This window comes from Rahnella inusitata (assembly GCF_965118895.1).
GTDB lineage: Bacteria > Pseudomonadota > Gammaproteobacteria > Enterobacterales > Enterobacteriaceae > Rahnella > Rahnella inusitata_A.
On sequence record NZ_CBCPJJ010000014.1, the window covers coordinates 116,408 to 132,556 of the forward strand.

Below are 16,149 nucleotides of genomic sequence, written 5' to 3' on the forward strand. Positions count from 1 at the left end.
TTTATATTTCCCTATTCAGGCGGTGTGATGATGCCCGGTATATTGACGCCAGCCGCCGGTCCCAGTGATCTCAGTCTGCCCTTCAACCAGCCAAGGTTCAGCCAGTACGCCGAGCATTTCGCTGCCGTTTTGTAATTTTACTTTGCCGATAGAGAGCCCAGCGGGTTCACTGCTTAATAATGTGGCGAACGACGCCGGTGGCAGCGACCAGATTTCCAGACTAACGTTATTTCCGCCCTGCGAAACGCGGATCATGCCCGGATGGCGATCGTTAATCGTCCATAAACGGTAATGCGCATCGGTGCTGTCTTCACGCACGAACACGCCGCCGACTTTGGTCATGTTTGGGTTCAGTTCCAGGCCGCGCATCAGTGTGCCGTTTACGGCGAGCAGTACATTGTTTTCCATCGTTTTATCCTTAAATGTTAGAAATCCAGGTGCCGGTGTGGTGATTGAGTGCCGCTTTAATCGCGTCCGGGGTAGTGATCAACCCTTTGGCACTTTTTCCCTGTTGCTGGCTGTTGTTGATAAATTTCACGATGGCTTCGACTTTCGGCTGCATACTGCCCGCGCCAAATTGCCCTTCGCGGATGAACGTTTCGGCCTGTTCCACGCTCAGATTGCTCAGCCACTGCTGTTGCGGCGTACCAAAATTCACGGCGACCTGTTCCACGCCGGTTGGGATCAGTAGCAGATCGGCGCTGAGCTGTTCGGCCAGAAGTGCTGATGCCAGATCTTTATCGATCACCGCTTCCACGCCTTCGAGCTGCTGGTGGGAATTACGTACTACCGGAATACCGCCGCCGCCGCAGGCAATCGCAATGCAGCCCTGCGCCAGCAGCGTGCTGATAGTTTCGCGCTCGAGAATATCCAGCGGCAGCGGTGAAGGTACTGTCCTGCGCCAGCCGCGTCCGGCGTCTTCGGCAATGCTCCAGCCGAGTTCCTGCTGGCGTTGCAGCGCTGTAGCATGATCCATAAAAGCACCGACCGGTTTGCTCGGGTTCCGGAACGCCGGGTCTTCAGCGCTGACCAATGTCTGCGTCACGACGGCCACCACCGGGCGAGAAATCCCGCGCTGTTGCAGCTCGTTTAACAGCGCCTTCTGGAACATATAACCGATGGCGCCCTGCGTATCGCCAACCGCGTAATCGAGCGGCACCTGTGAAACTTCGCTGGCCGCCAGCTCCGAGCGGCGCAGGATAAAACCGACCTGCGGCCCGTTGCCGTGGGTAAGCACCACGTCCCAGCCCGCTTCAATCATATCGACCACCGGACGCACGCTGTCGATCACCGCCTGGTATTGATCCGGGATACTGTTTTTCCGTTCATTGACGATCAGCGCGTTACCGCCGACGGCCACGACCGCTAAAGGTTTTTTCATGCTGAAATCTCCTGAGCCAGCGCCTGAAGGGCATCGACAAAGCAAGACATCGGTGCGGTGGTGATCCCGGCACCTATCTGCCCGACGCCCGCCTGTTTATGGGCGATGCCGGTATTGATGATCGGCAAGATGGCGCGATCGGCGACTTTACGGGCGTCGATGCCCGCCGCCGTCGGGGCGAAATTTAGCGCAGGCAGGGTAAAGGCAGGATTGCCGCCGAGCGTAATCAACTGCATTTTCCGGCTGTTATTGGAGGCATCGGCTGGCGTTCCGCCGACAAATTTTACGATGGCCGGAGACGACGCCATCGCAAAGCCACCGACTCCTGCGGTTTCGGTGATGGCGCTGTCCCCCAGATCGGCGGCGGCATCTTCCACACCGTAGCCGGGGAAGAACAGGCCTTCCACCGGATTCGCCGGTGCCTGATACCAGCGGTCGCCGGTGCCGGAGAGGCGAATACCGAAATTGACGCCGTTACGCGCCATCACGGTGACCATTGAGCTATAAGGCACGTCGGCGGCGGCATCTATCATGGCTTTGCAGGCGGCCATCGACAGGTTGAGGAAAAAGTGATCGTTGCCGGTAATAAACGCCACGCAGCCCTGAAGCTGCTGCAGCGGCAGCTGGCATTCGAGCAGCGCAGGCATCAGACGTTTGATCAGTAAACCGGTCGCCGCCGCGTTGCGGTTGTGGACTTCATCGCCCATGTGCAACGCCTGCGCCATCAGTGGTTTCAGCTCCAGTTCGCCGATGTGTTTAACCGCGGCTTTCATCGCCGGAGCCAGCGTTTTCGCCATCCAATGCAGGCGTTCCAGCACGTCGGCACTGTTCGCGCCAAAGCGTAAAACCTTGCCCAGTCCCTCGTTGAAATTACTGAACGCCCGCCTGCCGTTAGTTTTGTTCTCAATTACCCACAGCGGCATCGACGGACTGATGATCCCTGCCATCGGGCCGACGGCGTGATAGTGATGACAAGGCTCGAGGTCGATTTCCCCGGACGCAATCAGCTGTTCCGCATTCTGATGACCGGTTGCCCAACCTTCATACATCACCGCGCCAATAATCGCGCCTTTGACCGGGCCGCACATGTCCTGCCACGCAATCGGCGGGCCGGAGTGCAGGATCAATTTACGTGCGGCCATCGCCGGAATCGCTTCGCGTGCAGACAGCACGTCAACCAACGCCGGTTGCGCGCTCAGATATCGGGCAAACGCCACTTCATTGGCTTTTTCGACCAGCGGATGGCGCAGTAACTGCGCCAGACTCAGACCGGCATCGATATCGCCGAGGGCAGGCGGCTGCCAGCTAAGCGGTACTACCTCGCAACCGGCGGTTTTCAGATTTTCAGCAAAGCTGTTAAGTCCAGCATTGACCACGGACAGTGGCTGATTGAGTAATGTATTCATTATTTTGCCTCCTTCTTATCTGCCTGAATGCGGGCAATCTGGCTGGCCCACAGTGCCGCCTGCGCGTTGCATTCGGCGACCAATACACCGGCGTTACGCAGCGCCTGAATCTGACGGGAACGTTGTTGTGGGTCGGCTTCGGTGCCGCAGACGTGAGCGACCAACAGCGGACAGTTTTTACGCGGATGTTGTGCGAGGATCTCCAGCAACTCAGCCGCCGGTTCAGCGGCTGCGCCATAGCCGAGCACTAAGTCAAACAACAGGACGGCGGTATGGGCGTCGCTGATTTCCGCCGCGATGCGTTGATTGCGCAGCGTCGGGTCGATCATCGGGTGTGGTTTACCACGAGTGAAATCGTCATCGCCCATGTCGATTAGTGTATGGCCGCTGCTGCGCCACAAATCAGCGAGTTTCTTGTTGCCTGAAACCGGTGTATTGGAAGCGGCACTAAAGCCCTGTTGCTGGCAAATCAGCTGGCTTTCAAAGCAGAAGGTGCCGCCGGCAAAGACGCCGCGAATATCGGTGCGCGTTGCCGGTAATGCGTGGCATTGCTCTGGATTGATGATTTCACCCAATTTCGTCACCGACGGTTTGCCGTTAAGCAGCGCGACCGCCATGTCGGCCGCTTCTGCCAGTGTGGTTGCTGCAAAAACGCGCTCATGGGTGATATCAGCCGGTTGTGCACCGAGGAAATTCACCACCACCGGTTTGCCGCAGGTGCTGGCCTGTTCAAGAATGCGTTCTGCCACGGCACGGGCAGGCGGTTTGGAAATCAGTACGATGACTTTTGTTTGCGGATCGTTTGCCAGCATCTCCAGGCCGTACAACATGGAAATACCACCAATCTCTTCATGCAGATCGTGGCCACCGGTGCCGAGCGCCTGTGAAATGCCTGCGCCGAGGTGATCCACGCGACAGGTGACTTCCTGCACGCCGGTGCCGGATGCGCCAACCACACCGACTGTGCCACGTGTCACTACGTTAGCGAAGCCCAGCGGCATACCATTGATGATTGCGGTCCCACAGTCGGGCCCCATCACCAGCCGGTTCTTTTCGCGAGCCAGCGTCTTGATCTGTTTTTCCAACACCAGACTGACGTTATCGCTGAACAGCATCACGTTCATATCCAGCTGCAGCGCCTTAATCGCCTCGGCGGCGGCGTAATCACCCGGCACGGAAATCAGCGCCAGATTGATCTGCGGATGGCGTTCCAGTGCCATATCGAGACTCACCAGAGTGGGCGCGAAAACGCCGTCGGTGGCAGATTCCTGCGGTTTGCTGCTGAGCAGTTCACGCGCCAGCGCCATCGCCTCTTTGCAGGCCGCTTCAACACCTTTGACGGCAATAATCAGATCATTAGGTCCGGCTTTGATATCCTGACCCAGACCGGCATCTGCCAGCTGTGCCAGATTGGTTTGGGTGCCCATCACCACCGACGCCTGTTCGATGCCCGGCTGTTTGCTGATTTTGGCGGAGATTTGCATCAGCGAAACCGAGTCTTGATACATATTGCTGAAAACCTGAGATATGACACTCATAACAATTACCTGTGCTTACTGCCTGTTTTTACAGGCAAGGGGATCCCCTGCCAGCGCGCAAAGGCTGTCCGGCATGAAGAAAAAAGAATGAATTACAACGTGGTCTGTAGCGTGCGTATTCCGTGCAGTAGTCCCGCCAGACAGTCCGCTCCTGAGCTGGCACCGAACTGCATCACCTTCTGAGCGGCGCGGCAGATTTGCCCGTTGCTGGCCGGAGTGGTCAGCAACATCAGCAGATCGCAAAGTGGCTCAGAGAAATGCCCGTGCAGCGTGCGGCCCAGATAATGCGCACTGATATCGTTGGTGTACGTCAGCTGGCTGGCGATGATCTCCTGCATCAGCCGGTAATGTCCGGCGATACGCGGTGCGTTCTGCCACCGCCACAGGGCGGCCAGATACCCGATCAGATAATCGTCGCCGTCCGGCGTCAGCCCGCGGCCGAATCCGATCAGCCGTGACACCTGAAACGTCAGCTTTTCTGCGCTGTCTTGTGCGCAAATCTGTGGCTGGCGCTTCGCGCTGTCACCGCCGGGAAGCAGCATCAGTTCGCTTTCCACCGACTGTCTGCTCAGCTCTTCTGCAAGAATGGCGTAATGCCGCGGTCGCTGACCGGATGGCACCAGCGTAATTTCCGGCTGCCAGATGTCTGCACTATCCAGCCCGGTCATCTCACCGGTCATTTGACGCCAGTCCCACCCATGCGGCAGCTGAATGCGCACGGCATCCGGCTGATTCGGATAGCAACTGGCATCGAGCAGTGTCAACAGGTGTCCGTCGTCCGCCATCAGGTTCATCGCATGCTGAAAGCGGCTGTGCACTTTCAGCGGCTGCGCGAGCCGTAGCCTGGCTAAATACCCAAGCGAGACAACAGGCAGGTTCACGTTATGCCTTTAGGCCGCTAACGATGGCGTTGGCATCGCTGACCCAGCCAAAAATCGCGCCCTGAGCTTTGATCATCTCCAATGCGGATTTCTGAAATTCAGGGAAATACGAACCGACGCAATCTTGCGGGATAATACATTCAAAGCCGCGGTCATTGGCTTCACGCACGGTGGTGGTGACGCACACTTCGGTGGTCACGCCGCAGACGATAAGGGTTCTGATGCCGTGGTTTTGCAGCACCAGATGCAGGTCGGTCTGATAAAACGCGCCTTTGCCCGGTTTATCAATAACCGGTTCACCGGCGACTGGATAGAGTTCAGGGATGATATCGTGACCGGCTTCGCCACGTACCAGGATGCGTCCCATCGGACCGTCGGTGCCGATGAACGTCTGACCGCCACGGGTCAATTTGGCCGGAGGACAATCGCTCAAATCGGCGCGATGACCTTCGCGGGTGTGAATGACCAGTATTTTGTGGGCACGCGCGGCATCCAGCACTTTTTTACATGGTGCAATTGCAGTGCGCACTAAGGACACGTCATTGCCCAGCGCCTCGCCAAACCCGCCTGGCTCAACAAAATCGCGCTGCATGTCGATCATGACCAGCGCGGTGGTTTGTGGATCAAAAGGTAACGCGAAAGGTTCGGCCTGGAATTTATGTGTAGTCATCGTCAATCTCCTGAACATCCAATGTGGGGAAATAAGTATCTGAGATAAGTATAAGGAGGCGTGCTGCCGACGACAGCGAAATGATTTCTCGGCCAGCGCCGAATATTTTGCAGCGGGATTTTTCGACAGAAATAAGTGTGAAGCACCGCAAATGCTAACGGCGAGCAGCAAATAATTTGATGCTGGCACGCCGCCGGTGAGGGAAATTTTGTTGAAGGAGTGTGATAAGGATTAAATCGCCACCAGCCCCCGCACATTTTCTGCTTCCATGTCTTCCCCGCGTCCGCGTTTGACGATGCTGCCGCGGGACATCACCAGGTAGCTGTCGGCCAGATCGGCGGCGAAGTCGTAGAATTGCTCGACCAGCAGGATCGCCATATCGCCTCTGGCGGCCAGTTGTTTGATGACCGTGCCGATCTCTTTGATAACGGACGGCTGAATGCCTTCGGTGGGTTCGTCGAGGATCAGCAGGCTGGGTTTGCAGGCCAGCGCCCGGCCAATCGCCAGCTGTTGCTGCTGGCCGCCGGACAAATCACCGCCGCGGCGATGCTTCATTTCCAGCAGGATCGGGAACAGGTGGTAGATTTCGTCCGGCACCTGTTTCGCATCGCTGCCTGAAAAGCGCGACAACCCCATCAGCAGATTTTCTTCCACCGTCAGACGCGGAAAAATCTCGCGACCCTGCGGGACGTAGGCGATGCCTGCCTGGACGCGCTGATGTGGTCTGCGGGTATTGATCACCTGATCCTGCCAGCGGATAGTGCCGGATTTCGCCGGGATCAGCCCCATCAGGCATTTGAGCAGCGTGGTTTTGCCCACGCCGTTGCGCCCGAGCAGGCAGGTGACTTCGCCGATTTTGGCGTCGAACGACAGGCCACGCAGAATATGGCTTCCGCCGTAAAACTGATTAAGTTCATTGACTTGCAACATAACTCTTTCCTCAGCGTCCTAAATAAACGTCGATAACCTGTTCGTTGGCCTGCACCTGTTTCAGCGAGCCTTCCGCCAGCACCTGCCCCTGATGTAGCACGGTGACGTGGTCGGCGATGCTTTCGACAAATCCCATATCGTGTTCGACCACCATCAGCGAATGCTTGCCCGCCAGCTGTTTAAACAGCTCGGCGGTGTATTCGGTTTCGGCGTCGGTCATGCCTGCGGCAGGTTCGTCGAGCAGCAGCAAATGTGGCTCCTGCACCAGCAGCATGCCGATTTCCAGAAACTGTTTCTGACCGTGCGACAGCAAGCCCGCCGGACGATGTCGTTCGTTCGTCAGCCTCAGCGTGCCGAGCATTTCATCGATGCGGTCGCGCTGTTCGCTGTTCATTTTGGCGCGCAGGCACGCCCAGACCGATTTATTGGTTTTCTGCGCGATCTCCAGATTTTCAAATACGGTCAGCGCCTCGAAGACCGTCGGCTTCTGGAATTTGCGACCAATGCCGGACTGCGCGATGCGCACCGGATCGAGTTTGGTCAGATCGGTGCGCTGATCGTAAAACACCCTTCCGCTCTGTGGTTTGGTTTTACCGGTAATGACGTCCATCAGCGTGGTTTTCCCCGCGCCGTTAGGGCCTATCACGCAGCGCAGTTCGCCGACGCCGATGTTGAGCGACAAGTTGGTCAGCGCCTTAAAACCATCAAAACTGACGTTGATATTTTCCAGCTGCAAAATCGGATCGGTCTGTTCGCGGTGCCTGTCCGCCAGATGCGGCTGGGTAAACAAATCTTCGGTCATGGTCATCGGGCTCATCAGGATTTCCTCTTACGCAGCAGGCCAATCACGCCGTGCGGCAGGAACAGCGTCACGACAATGAACATGCCGCCAAGGACAAACTGCCAGTATTCAGGGATGGCGACGGTGAACCAGCTCTTCGCGCCGTTGACGATGCCAGCGCCCAGAATCGGGCCGATCAGCGTGCCGCGCCCGCCGAGCGCTACCCAGATGGCGGCTTCGATGGAGTTGGTTGGCGACATTTCGCCTGGATTGATGATGCCGACCTGCGGCACGTACAGCGCGCCCGCCAGCCCGCACAGCATGGCGGAAACCGTCCAGACGAACAGCTTGAACCCTTTCGGATCGTAGCCGCAGAAAATCAGCCGGTTTTCAGCGTCGCGCACCGCGGTCAGCACCCGACCATATTTACTGCGCGCCAGCGCAAAGCCCAGCGCCAGACTGGCGACCAGCACGAATACGGTCATCAAAAATAATCCGACGCGGGTGCCGGTGGCGGTGACCTGAAAACCGAGCAGGGTGGTGAAACCGGTGAAGCCGTTATTGCCGCCAAAACCAGTCTCATTGCGGAAAAACAGCAGCATACCGGCGTAGGTCAGCGCCTGGGTCATGATCGAAAAATAGACGCCTTTGATTTTCGAGCGAAAGGCAAAGTAGCCGAACACAAACGCCAGCGCACCGGGCACCAGCACGATCAGGCACAGCGCCCATGCGAAATACTGAGTGCCTGCCCAGAACCACGGCAGCTCGGTCCACGAGAGAAAGGACATAAAATCAGGCAGGCCGCTGCCCGCCGCCTGGCGCATCAGGTACATGCCCATCGCGTAACCGCCGAGGGCGAAAAACAACCCGTGGCCGAGAGACAGCAGACCGGCGTAGCCCCACACCAGATCGAGGGCGATCGCGACGATCGCATAGCAGAGGATCTTACCGACCAGCGTCAGAGTGTACGTGGAGATCGAAAGCGGATTCTCCGCCGGCAGCAACGCCAGAAAAGGCATGACGATCAGCGCGATTAACACCACCGCGCCTGCGGAAATCGCAATCTTCGGCGCTTTTTGTACGCCGGTCAGGGTTAAAGGTTGGCTCATCAGTCAATCACCCGGCCTTTGAAGGCGAAGAGTCCCTGCGGACGTTTCTGAATAAACAGGATGATCAGCGCGAGGATCAGGATTTTCCCCAGAACCGCGCCGATTTCCGGCTCAAGAATTTTGTTCACAATGCCCAGACCAAAGGCCGCGACCACCGTTCCCGCCAGTTGCCCCACGCCGCCGAGCACCACGACCAGGAAGGAGTCAATGATGTATCCCTGACCGAGTTCGGGGCCGACGTTACCGAGCTGCGAGAGCGCCACGCCGCCCAAGCCTGCGATGCCGGAACCAAGGCCGAACGCCAGCATATCGACGCGGCCGGTCGGCACACCGCAGCAGGCGGCCATCGCACGGTTTTGCGTTACGGCGCGCACGTTCATGCCGAGGCGCGTTTTATTGAGCAGCAGCCACGTCAGCGCGAGCACCAGCAGGACGAAAATGATCACCGCGATGCGGTTGTACGGCAGCACCAGATTTGGCAGCAGCTGAATGCCGCCGGAGAGCCAGCCGGGGTTAGCGACCTCAAGGTTCTGCGCGCCAAACAGTACGCGCACGCCCTGGATAAGGATCAGGCTGATGCCCCAGGTGGCCAGCAGCGTTTCCAGCGGGCGGCCATATAAATGGCGGATCACCGTGCGCTCCAGCGCCATACCGATCCCGGCGGTGATGAAAAACGCCACCGGCAGCGCAACCAGCGGATAAATCGCCAGCAGCCCCGGCGCGTAGTGCTGAAACAGCGACTGCACCATGTATGTCGAATACGAGCCGAGCATTAACATTTCGCCGTGCGCCATGTTAATCACGCCCAGCAGACCGTAGGTGATCGCCAGCCCCAGTGCGGCGAGCAGCAGAATCGAGCCCAGCGATAAACCGGTAAACGCCTGGCCGAGCAGATCGCCTATCAGCAGGCGGTGTTGCACGGCTTTCAGGCTGACAGCGGCGGCGGCACGCACGGTGGCGTCGGCTTCGGTTTTTGGATCGGTCAGGCTTTGCAGACGGCCTTGTGTATCCGGATCGCCGGAGGTGCCGAGCAGCTCGACGGCTTTCAGGCGCACCTGCGGATCTGCGTCCGCCAGCTGTAAATTCGCCAGCGCGATGGCCAGCGCGTCATGCACCGTGCTGTCTTTTTCCAGTTCAAAGCGACGGGTGAGCAACGGCAGCTGATCGGCCTGCGCTTCACGCTGTAAGGATTTTGCCGCCTGCAAACGCACGGCGCTGTCGGTACTGACTAAACGGTGGGCGGAAAGGGCGTTGGCGATGAAAATGCGCAGACGGTTGTTCAGCCAGACTTTTTTGATGTCGCCCTGCGGTCTGGCATCCCCTTCCAGCGGCGTAAGCTGGTCGCCGTTTTGAGTGAAGGCGTGCTTAGATTCGTCGATAACGACGTTTTCCTGCTTCAGCGCCTCGAGCAGCGGCAGCCTTTCCGGCTGCGGATCCGCCGCCCATTGTTGTAATAGCACGGCCTGCTGGCTGCGGCTGGCGGCAGCAAAGTCATTCGCCGCCCCGGCCTGCGCCAGCAACGGAAGGCAACAAAGCAGGAAAAGCAGTGGCCTGAAGTGAGATAAAAAATGCGTCATGATGTTTTCCTGTTGCCCGGAGTTCGTTGCTAAACCCCCTCCCAGTCTCCCCCTTCGCAGGGGGAGGAGTGAAAAGCGCCGATCTGCGCCCTCCCCTGCGAAGGGGAGGGCTGGGGTGGGGTATTAATGGCGACTCATGAGTTATCAGTTCGTCGTTTTCACCGGAGTGTCTGGCTTTTTATCGTTACCCGCGATATACGGGCTCCACGGCTGGGCGCGGATCGGTTTGTCGGTCTGCCAGACCACATTGAACTGCCCGTTGGATTCGATTTCCCCGATCATCACCGGTTTGTGCAGGTGATGGTTGGTGGCATCCATCGTCAGCGTGAAACCGGAAGGAGCGGCGAAGGTCTGCCCGGCCATTGCGGCGCGAACTTTATCCACGTCAGTTGTTCCGGCTTTTTCCACCGCCTGCGCCCACATATGGATGCCGACGTAGGTCGCTTCCATCGGGTCGTTGGTCACCGCAGAGTCGGCGTTCGGCAGTTTGTGGGCTTTGGCGTAAGCCTTCCATTCGGCGACGAATTTCTTGTTGGTCGGGTTATCGACGGACTGGAAGTAGTTCCACGCCGCGAGATCACCCACCAGCGGTTTGGTGTCGATGCCGCGCAACTCCTCTTCGCCCACCGAGAACGCCACCACCGGCACATCGGTCGCTTTCACGCCCTGATTCGCCAGCTCTTTGTAGAACGGGACGTTGGAATCGCCGTTGATGGTGGAGATCACGGCCGTTTTGCCGCCCGCCGAGAATTTCTTAATGTTAGAGACGATAGTCTGATAATCGCTGTAACCGAACGGCGTGTAGACCTCTTCGATATCGCTGTCCTTCACGCCTTTGGAATGCAGGAAGGCGCGCAGAATTTTGTTGGTGGTGCGCGGATAGACATAATCCGTGCCGAGCAGGAAGAAGCGTTTCGCCGCGCCGCCGTCTTCACTCATCAGATATTCCACCGCCGGGATCGCCTGCTGGTTAGGCGCAGCGCCGGTGTAGAACACGTTCGGTGACATCTCTTCGCCTTCATATTGCACCGGGTAGAACAGCAAACCGTTCAGCTCTTCGAAGACCGGCAGCACCGATTTGCGCGAGACCGACGTCCAGCAGCCAAATACTACGGCGACTTTATCCTGCGTCAGTAACTGGCGGGCTTTTTCGGCGAACAGCGGCCAGTTAGAGGCCGGATCGACCACCACCGGTTCCAGCTTTTTGCCCAGCACGCCGCCTTTGGCATTGATGTCATCAATGGTCATCAGCGCGATGTCTTTCAGCGGCGTTTCAGAAATCGCCATGGTGCCGGAAAGGGAGTGCATGATACCGACCTTGATGGTCTCGGCAGCCTGTGCGCTCCAGGCTAATCCCATGCTGACTACGGTGGCGGACAGAGCAAAGGCTTTAATAAAACGTCGACGTTGCATAGATGTACCCTCTGAGAATGAGTGAAGAGAACGCTGTTATGGTGAAAGTCGAAAACACATTTAAAAAAGTCATGACGGAAGGCTTCCGTCATTCTCCGCCCGGGCCTGATGCAGCATATGCAGTGTAATTTTGCGCACCTCGGCTTTGCTGACGGCAATATGGTCGTGTAGCTGGCGTTGTGCCTCCTCAGTGCGTTGCCCGATGATGGCGAGCAAAATGCCCGCGTGTTCTTGATAGGTGGCGTTAACCCGTTCGTCTTTGGTGAAATCCAGCCGGCGGATGATGCGGATTTTCTCGGTCAGCTCGCGGTGAATACGCGCCATTTCGGCGTTACCGGCGGCGGAGACCAGCGTCATGTGAAATTCTTCGTCGAAACGCGATACCGTCTGGCCGTCTTCGAGGCGTGGCTGGTCTATCCAGAAATCTTTCAGCTCGGCCAGTTGTAAGGGTTGTGCTTCGGGCGGGCAGGCGCACAGGCGTTTTACCGCTTCCAGTTCCAGCACAATGCGCAGGTCGTAGAGCTGCTCGAAGAAGTCGAAATCGAACGGGCGCACCTGCCAGCCGCTGCGGAAAAAGACTTCGACGTAACCTTCGCGCTCGAGCCAGAACAGCGCCTGACGCACCGGTGTGCGGCTAACTTCCATGCGATCGGCGATGTCGTTCTCGCTAAAACGGTCGCCTGGCAGCAGGCGGAAGCTGAAAATATCGGCCTTCAGCTGCTGATAAATACGTTCCGCCAGCCCCTCAGGACGGTTGCTTTTCGTACGTGTCGATTTGGCGCCTGTCAGTTGCATAAAAAGTCCCTTGTGGTTTTCACCTGCTTAAACCGCTAAATCCAGCCACAGCAGCGCATCACCTGGCCCGACCGGACGGCCCTGCTGGCAGCTGATTTTTAATACCTTTCCTGCGCACGGCGCGTTGACCGACAGCTCCATTTTCATGGCCTCGACGACGATCAGCGGCTGGCCTTCCACCACCTGCTGGCCCGGCTCGACCAGGATTTTCCAGATATTGCCGTTGAGATCGGCGCTGACCAGATGCCCGTCCTGATCCGCATCGTCCTCCACTAACTGGACGGCGTTGGCAGCCGCTTCCACCGCCGCGCTTTCCGCTTCATGCCAGTGCGCCACCTCTCTGGTGAAGGCGTCGGCCTGTTTTGTGCGAAAGTCAGCGATATCGGCGGCGTTGTCGGCAAGGAATTGGGTATATTGCGCAAAATCGAACTCAGTCTCTTCGATGCGCACCTGCGCACGGCCTTCACGGAAGGCGTCGCGCTGGGCGTCGAGCTCCGCTTCGGTCACTTCATAGAAGCGCACCTGATCGAAGAAGTGCAGCAGCCACGGCTCGCCGTTCCTGAACTGTTGGTTTTTCAGGAATTTGTTCCAGATCGGCAACGTGCGGCCAACCAGCTGATAGCCGCCCGGCGAATCCATGCCATAGATGCACATATACATCCCGCCGATGCCGACGGTGCCTTCGGCGGTGTAGGTGCGTGCCGGATTGTATTTGGAGCTGAGCAGGCGATGGCGTGGATCGACCGGCACCGCACAGGGCGCGCCGAGGTACACATCGCCCAGCCCGAGAATTAAATAGCTGGCGTCGAAAATGATATTTTTGACTTCTTCGCGGCTTGCCAGCCCGTTGGTGCGCTGGATGAAATCGACGTTATTGGGCAGCCACGGCGCATCGGCGCGCACGGTTTGCTGATAGCGTTCCACCGCGCCAAGCGTGGCGGAATCTTCAAACGCCATCGGCATATGCACGATGCGGGTCGGAATTTTGAGCTGGCTGACATCCGTCAGGCTTTGTTCGAGCGCCAGTAAATGTTCAAGCAGCGCGCCCTGATGCAGCACGCAGCTGTCATAACGGATTTGCAGAGACCGTACGCCCGGCGAGAGCTCTTCGATGCCCTCCTGACCGGCCGCGCGGATGGCGTTCATCAGCAGATAAATGCGCATCCGCACCGCCAGATCCAGCACGTTGTCGCCGTACTCAATCAGCACGTAGCCGTCGCCCGCCTGCCGGTATTCCACCGACGGGCGCTGCGCCGTGGCCGGTAACGCCGCGAGAATGGTGGCGGACGTGGTGGCGTCTGGCAGCAGCGACGGTACCGGGAGTGCCATGGCGTTCACCGGCATCAGCGAATCGAGGGTGCCTTGCTGCGCCAGTTCCAGCGCCTGTGCCTGTTCGAAACTGATCGGATGGAAGCGGATTTTATCGCCCGGTTTTACCTGTCCGACTTTCCACAGTTCGGCTTTGGCGATGGTCACCGGGCAGACAAAACCGCCGAGGCTTGGCCCGTCACGGGTCAGGATCACCGGGAAATCGCCGGTAAAGTTGATGGCGCCAATGGCGTATTCGCAGTCATGCACGTTCGATGGATGCAGACCGGCTTCACCGCCGTCCTGCCGTGCCCACTGCGGTTTCGGGCCGACCAGACGCACGCCGAGGCGGTTGGAGTTGTAATGCACCTGCCAGTCGGCGGCGAAGAAGGTATCGATCGATTCTTTGGTAAAGAAATCCGGTGCGCCGTGCGGGCCATACAGCACGCCGATATTCCACAGATCGCCATACTTAGGCACGATATGTTCGGCCGCAGGCTGCGGCAGACCAACCGGCGCTGGCGTGGTGCAGGCGGCGAGTTCGGGCTGGGAAACCGTCAGCATATCGGCGACGCGCAGCGTGCGACCGGCATGACCGCCGAATTGCCCGAGGGCGAAGGTCGAACGGCTGCCGAGATAGACCGGCACGTCCAAACCGTTACGCACCGCAAGATAGGTACGGCAGCCCTGCGTTGCGCGGCCAAGGGTCAGCGTCTGGCCGGCTTTGACCGCCACCGGCTGCCAGTAATCCACCGTCTCGCCATCGAGATCCGCCGGACAACGCGCACCGGTCAGCGCAATAGTGGCATCGCAGTGAAAACGCAGCGTCGGGCCCTGTAAAGTGAATTCCAGACCGGCGGCGTCCAGGTGGTTGCCGACAATGCGGTTGGCCAGGCGGAACGCAAAATCATCCATCGGACCGGACGGCGGCACGCCGATGTCCCAGTAACCGAGACGGCCCGGATAATCCTGCACGCTGCTATAGGTGCCGGGAGCGATCACTTCGATAGCCATCGGCGCGTAGGCAAAACTGTCGAGCATCCGCGTCCACATGTTGCCGTCGCGGAACACCGGCGTGGCAACCACCTGACGCAGATAGTCGATATTGGTGGCGATGCCGTGTAGACGGGTCGCGGCCAGCGCGGCGGACATTTTCGCCAGCGCATCCTGACGGTCGGTGCCGTGAACGATCAGCTTGGCGATCATCGGGTCGTAAAACGCCGAAACTTCGCTGCCGGTAGATACCCAGCTATCGACGCGGACATCCTGCGGGAAAAAGACTTCGGTTAGCACGCCGGGGCTCGGCTGGAAGTTTTTCAGCGGATCTTCGGCGTAAATGCGCACTTCTATCGACACGCCCTGCGGCGCTTTTTCCATTGCAGGCCAGTCGGGCGGTTCACCGGCTGCGACGCGCAGCATGCATTCAATCAGATCCAACCCGGTAACCATTTCAGTGACCGGATGCTCGACCTGCAAACGGGTATTCACTTCGAGGAAATAAAACGCATCGCGCGCGGCGTCATAAATAAATTCGACAGTACCGGCACTGCGATAATTCACTGATTCGCCCAGTTGCACAGCGGCGCGATGCAGGGCTTCACGAGTGGCTTGTGGCAGATTCGGCGCAGGGGTTTCTTCTACCACTTTCTGGTTGCGGCGTTGCAGGGAACAGTCGCGTTCGCCGAGCGCCACCACGCGGCCTTTACCGTCGCCAAAAATCTGTACTTCGACGTGGCGGGCGCGATCCACAAACCGCTCCAGAAACACCCCTGCATCGCGGAAAAACTGTTCGCCGAGGCGCTTCACGCTGTCCCACGCGGCGCGCAATCCGTCTTCGTCGTCGCAGCGCGTCAGGCCAATGCCTCCGCCGCCTGCGGTGCTTTTGAGCATGATCGGATAACCAATTTTGGCCGCAGCGGTCACGGCCTCTTCAATATTTTCCAGCAAACCGGTGCCCGGCGTCATCGGCACACTGGCGGCTGCGGCTAATTCGCGGGCGCGGTGCTTGAGGCCGAATTCACGGATTTGTCCGGCGGTCGGGCCGATAAAGGCAATCCCTGCCGCTTCGCAGGCATCGGCAAATTCGGCGCTTTCGGATAAAAAGCCGTAGCCGGGATAAATTGCCTGCGCACCGGTTTCTTTCGCGGCGGCCAGAATTTTGTCGATCATCAGATAGCTTTCGCCGGCCTTTTCGCCGCCCAGCGCAATGGCGATATCGGCATCGGCGACGTGCGGCGCGTTACGGTCGGCGTCGGAATACACGGCCACGCTGGTCACCCCAAGGCGTTTGAGCGTGCGGATGGCGCGGCAGGCGATTTCGCCACGGTTGGCGACCAGAACAGTCGTGAACATAGGTGTGG

At 58.5% G+C, this 16,149-nt stretch carries 13 protein-coding genes; all 13 read right to left on the reverse strand.

The window, feature by feature from the left end; genetic code table 11:
* Positions 1-15: 15 nt before the first annotated feature.
* The gene (locus tag ACMHLI_RS14005; protein ID WP_413529992.1) at positions 16-408 is read right to left on the reverse strand and encodes a glutamyl-tRNA amidotransferase; all 393 of its coding nucleotides are present in this window, start codon (positions 406-408) and stop codon (positions 16-18) included.
* A gap of 10 nt (positions 409-418) precedes the next feature.
* The gene (locus ACMHLI_RS14010; RefSeq protein WP_413529993.1) at positions 419-1,381 is read right to left on the reverse strand and encodes a carbamate kinase; all 963 of its coding nucleotides are present in this window, start codon (positions 1,379-1,381) and stop codon (positions 419-421) included.
* Positions 1,378-2,787, reverse strand: a complete 1,410-nt coding sequence (locus tag ACMHLI_RS14015; protein WP_413529994.1) for a DUF1116 domain-containing protein — start codon at positions 2,785-2,787, stop codon at positions 1,378-1,380. The genes ACMHLI_RS14010 and ACMHLI_RS14015 overlap by 4 nt, the downstream gene beginning before the upstream one ends.
* The gene (gene fdrA, locus ACMHLI_RS14020; RefSeq protein ID WP_413529995.1) at positions 2,787-4,325 is read right to left on the reverse strand and encodes an acyl-CoA synthetase FdrA; all 1,539 of its coding nucleotides are present in this window, start codon (positions 4,323-4,325) and stop codon (positions 2,787-2,789) included. Before fdrA ends, ACMHLI_RS14015 begins: the two co-directional genes overlap by 1 nt.
* A 92-nt stretch (positions 4,326-4,417) precedes the next feature.
* A complete protein-coding gene (locus tag ACMHLI_RS14025; RefSeq protein WP_413529996.1) occupies positions 4,418-5,206 on the reverse strand; it encodes a DUF2877 domain-containing protein in 789 nt (262 codons plus the stop codon).
* A 1-nt stretch (position 5,207) separates the two neighbouring features.
* Complete coding sequence (locus tag ACMHLI_RS14030; RefSeq protein WP_413529997.1) at positions 5,208-5,876, reverse strand: cysteine hydrolase family protein; 669 nt, start codon at positions 5,874-5,876, stop codon at positions 5,208-5,210.
* A gap of 231 nt (positions 5,877-6,107) precedes the next feature.
* The gene (gene urtE / locus ACMHLI_RS14035) at positions 6,108-6,806 is read right to left on the reverse strand and encodes an urea ABC transporter ATP-binding subunit UrtE (protein WP_413529998.1); all 699 of its coding nucleotides are present in this window, start codon (positions 6,804-6,806) and stop codon (positions 6,108-6,110) included.
* 10 nt (positions 6,807-6,816) lie between these two features.
* Entirely contained in the window at positions 6,817-7,614 is a 798-nt protein-coding gene (gene urtD / locus ACMHLI_RS14040) for an urea ABC transporter ATP-binding protein UrtD (protein ID WP_413530142.1), read from the reverse strand.
* An 8-nt stretch (positions 7,615-7,622) separates the two neighbouring features.
* Entirely contained in the window at positions 7,623-8,696 is a 1,074-nt protein-coding gene (urtC, locus tag ACMHLI_RS14045; protein ID WP_413529999.1) for an urea ABC transporter permease subunit UrtC, read from the reverse strand.
* Positions 8,696-10,273: an urea ABC transporter permease subunit UrtB gene (gene urtB / locus ACMHLI_RS14050; protein WP_413530000.1), complete on the reverse strand. Its 1,578-nt coding sequence runs from the start codon at positions 10,271-10,273 to the stop codon at positions 8,696-8,698. Before urtB ends, urtC begins: the two co-directional genes overlap by 1 nt.
* 144 nt (positions 10,274-10,417) lie before the next feature.
* Positions 10,418-11,686 (reverse strand): urea ABC transporter substrate-binding protein, encoded by a 1,269-nt coding sequence (gene urtA / locus ACMHLI_RS14055; protein WP_413530001.1) that lies wholly within the window; start codon positions 11,684-11,686, stop codon positions 10,418-10,420.
* 69 nt (positions 11,687-11,755) lie between these two features.
* Positions 11,756-12,481 (reverse strand): GntR family transcriptional regulator, encoded by a 726-nt coding sequence (locus tag ACMHLI_RS14060; RefSeq protein WP_413530002.1) that lies wholly within the window; start codon positions 12,479-12,481, stop codon positions 11,756-11,758.
* A gap of 27 nt (positions 12,482-12,508) precedes the next feature.
* Positions 12,509-16,141 (reverse strand): urea carboxylase, encoded by a 3,633-nt coding sequence (gene uca / locus ACMHLI_RS14065; protein WP_413530003.1) that lies wholly within the window; start codon positions 16,139-16,141, stop codon positions 12,509-12,511.
* Positions 16,142-16,149 lie beyond the last annotated feature (8 nt).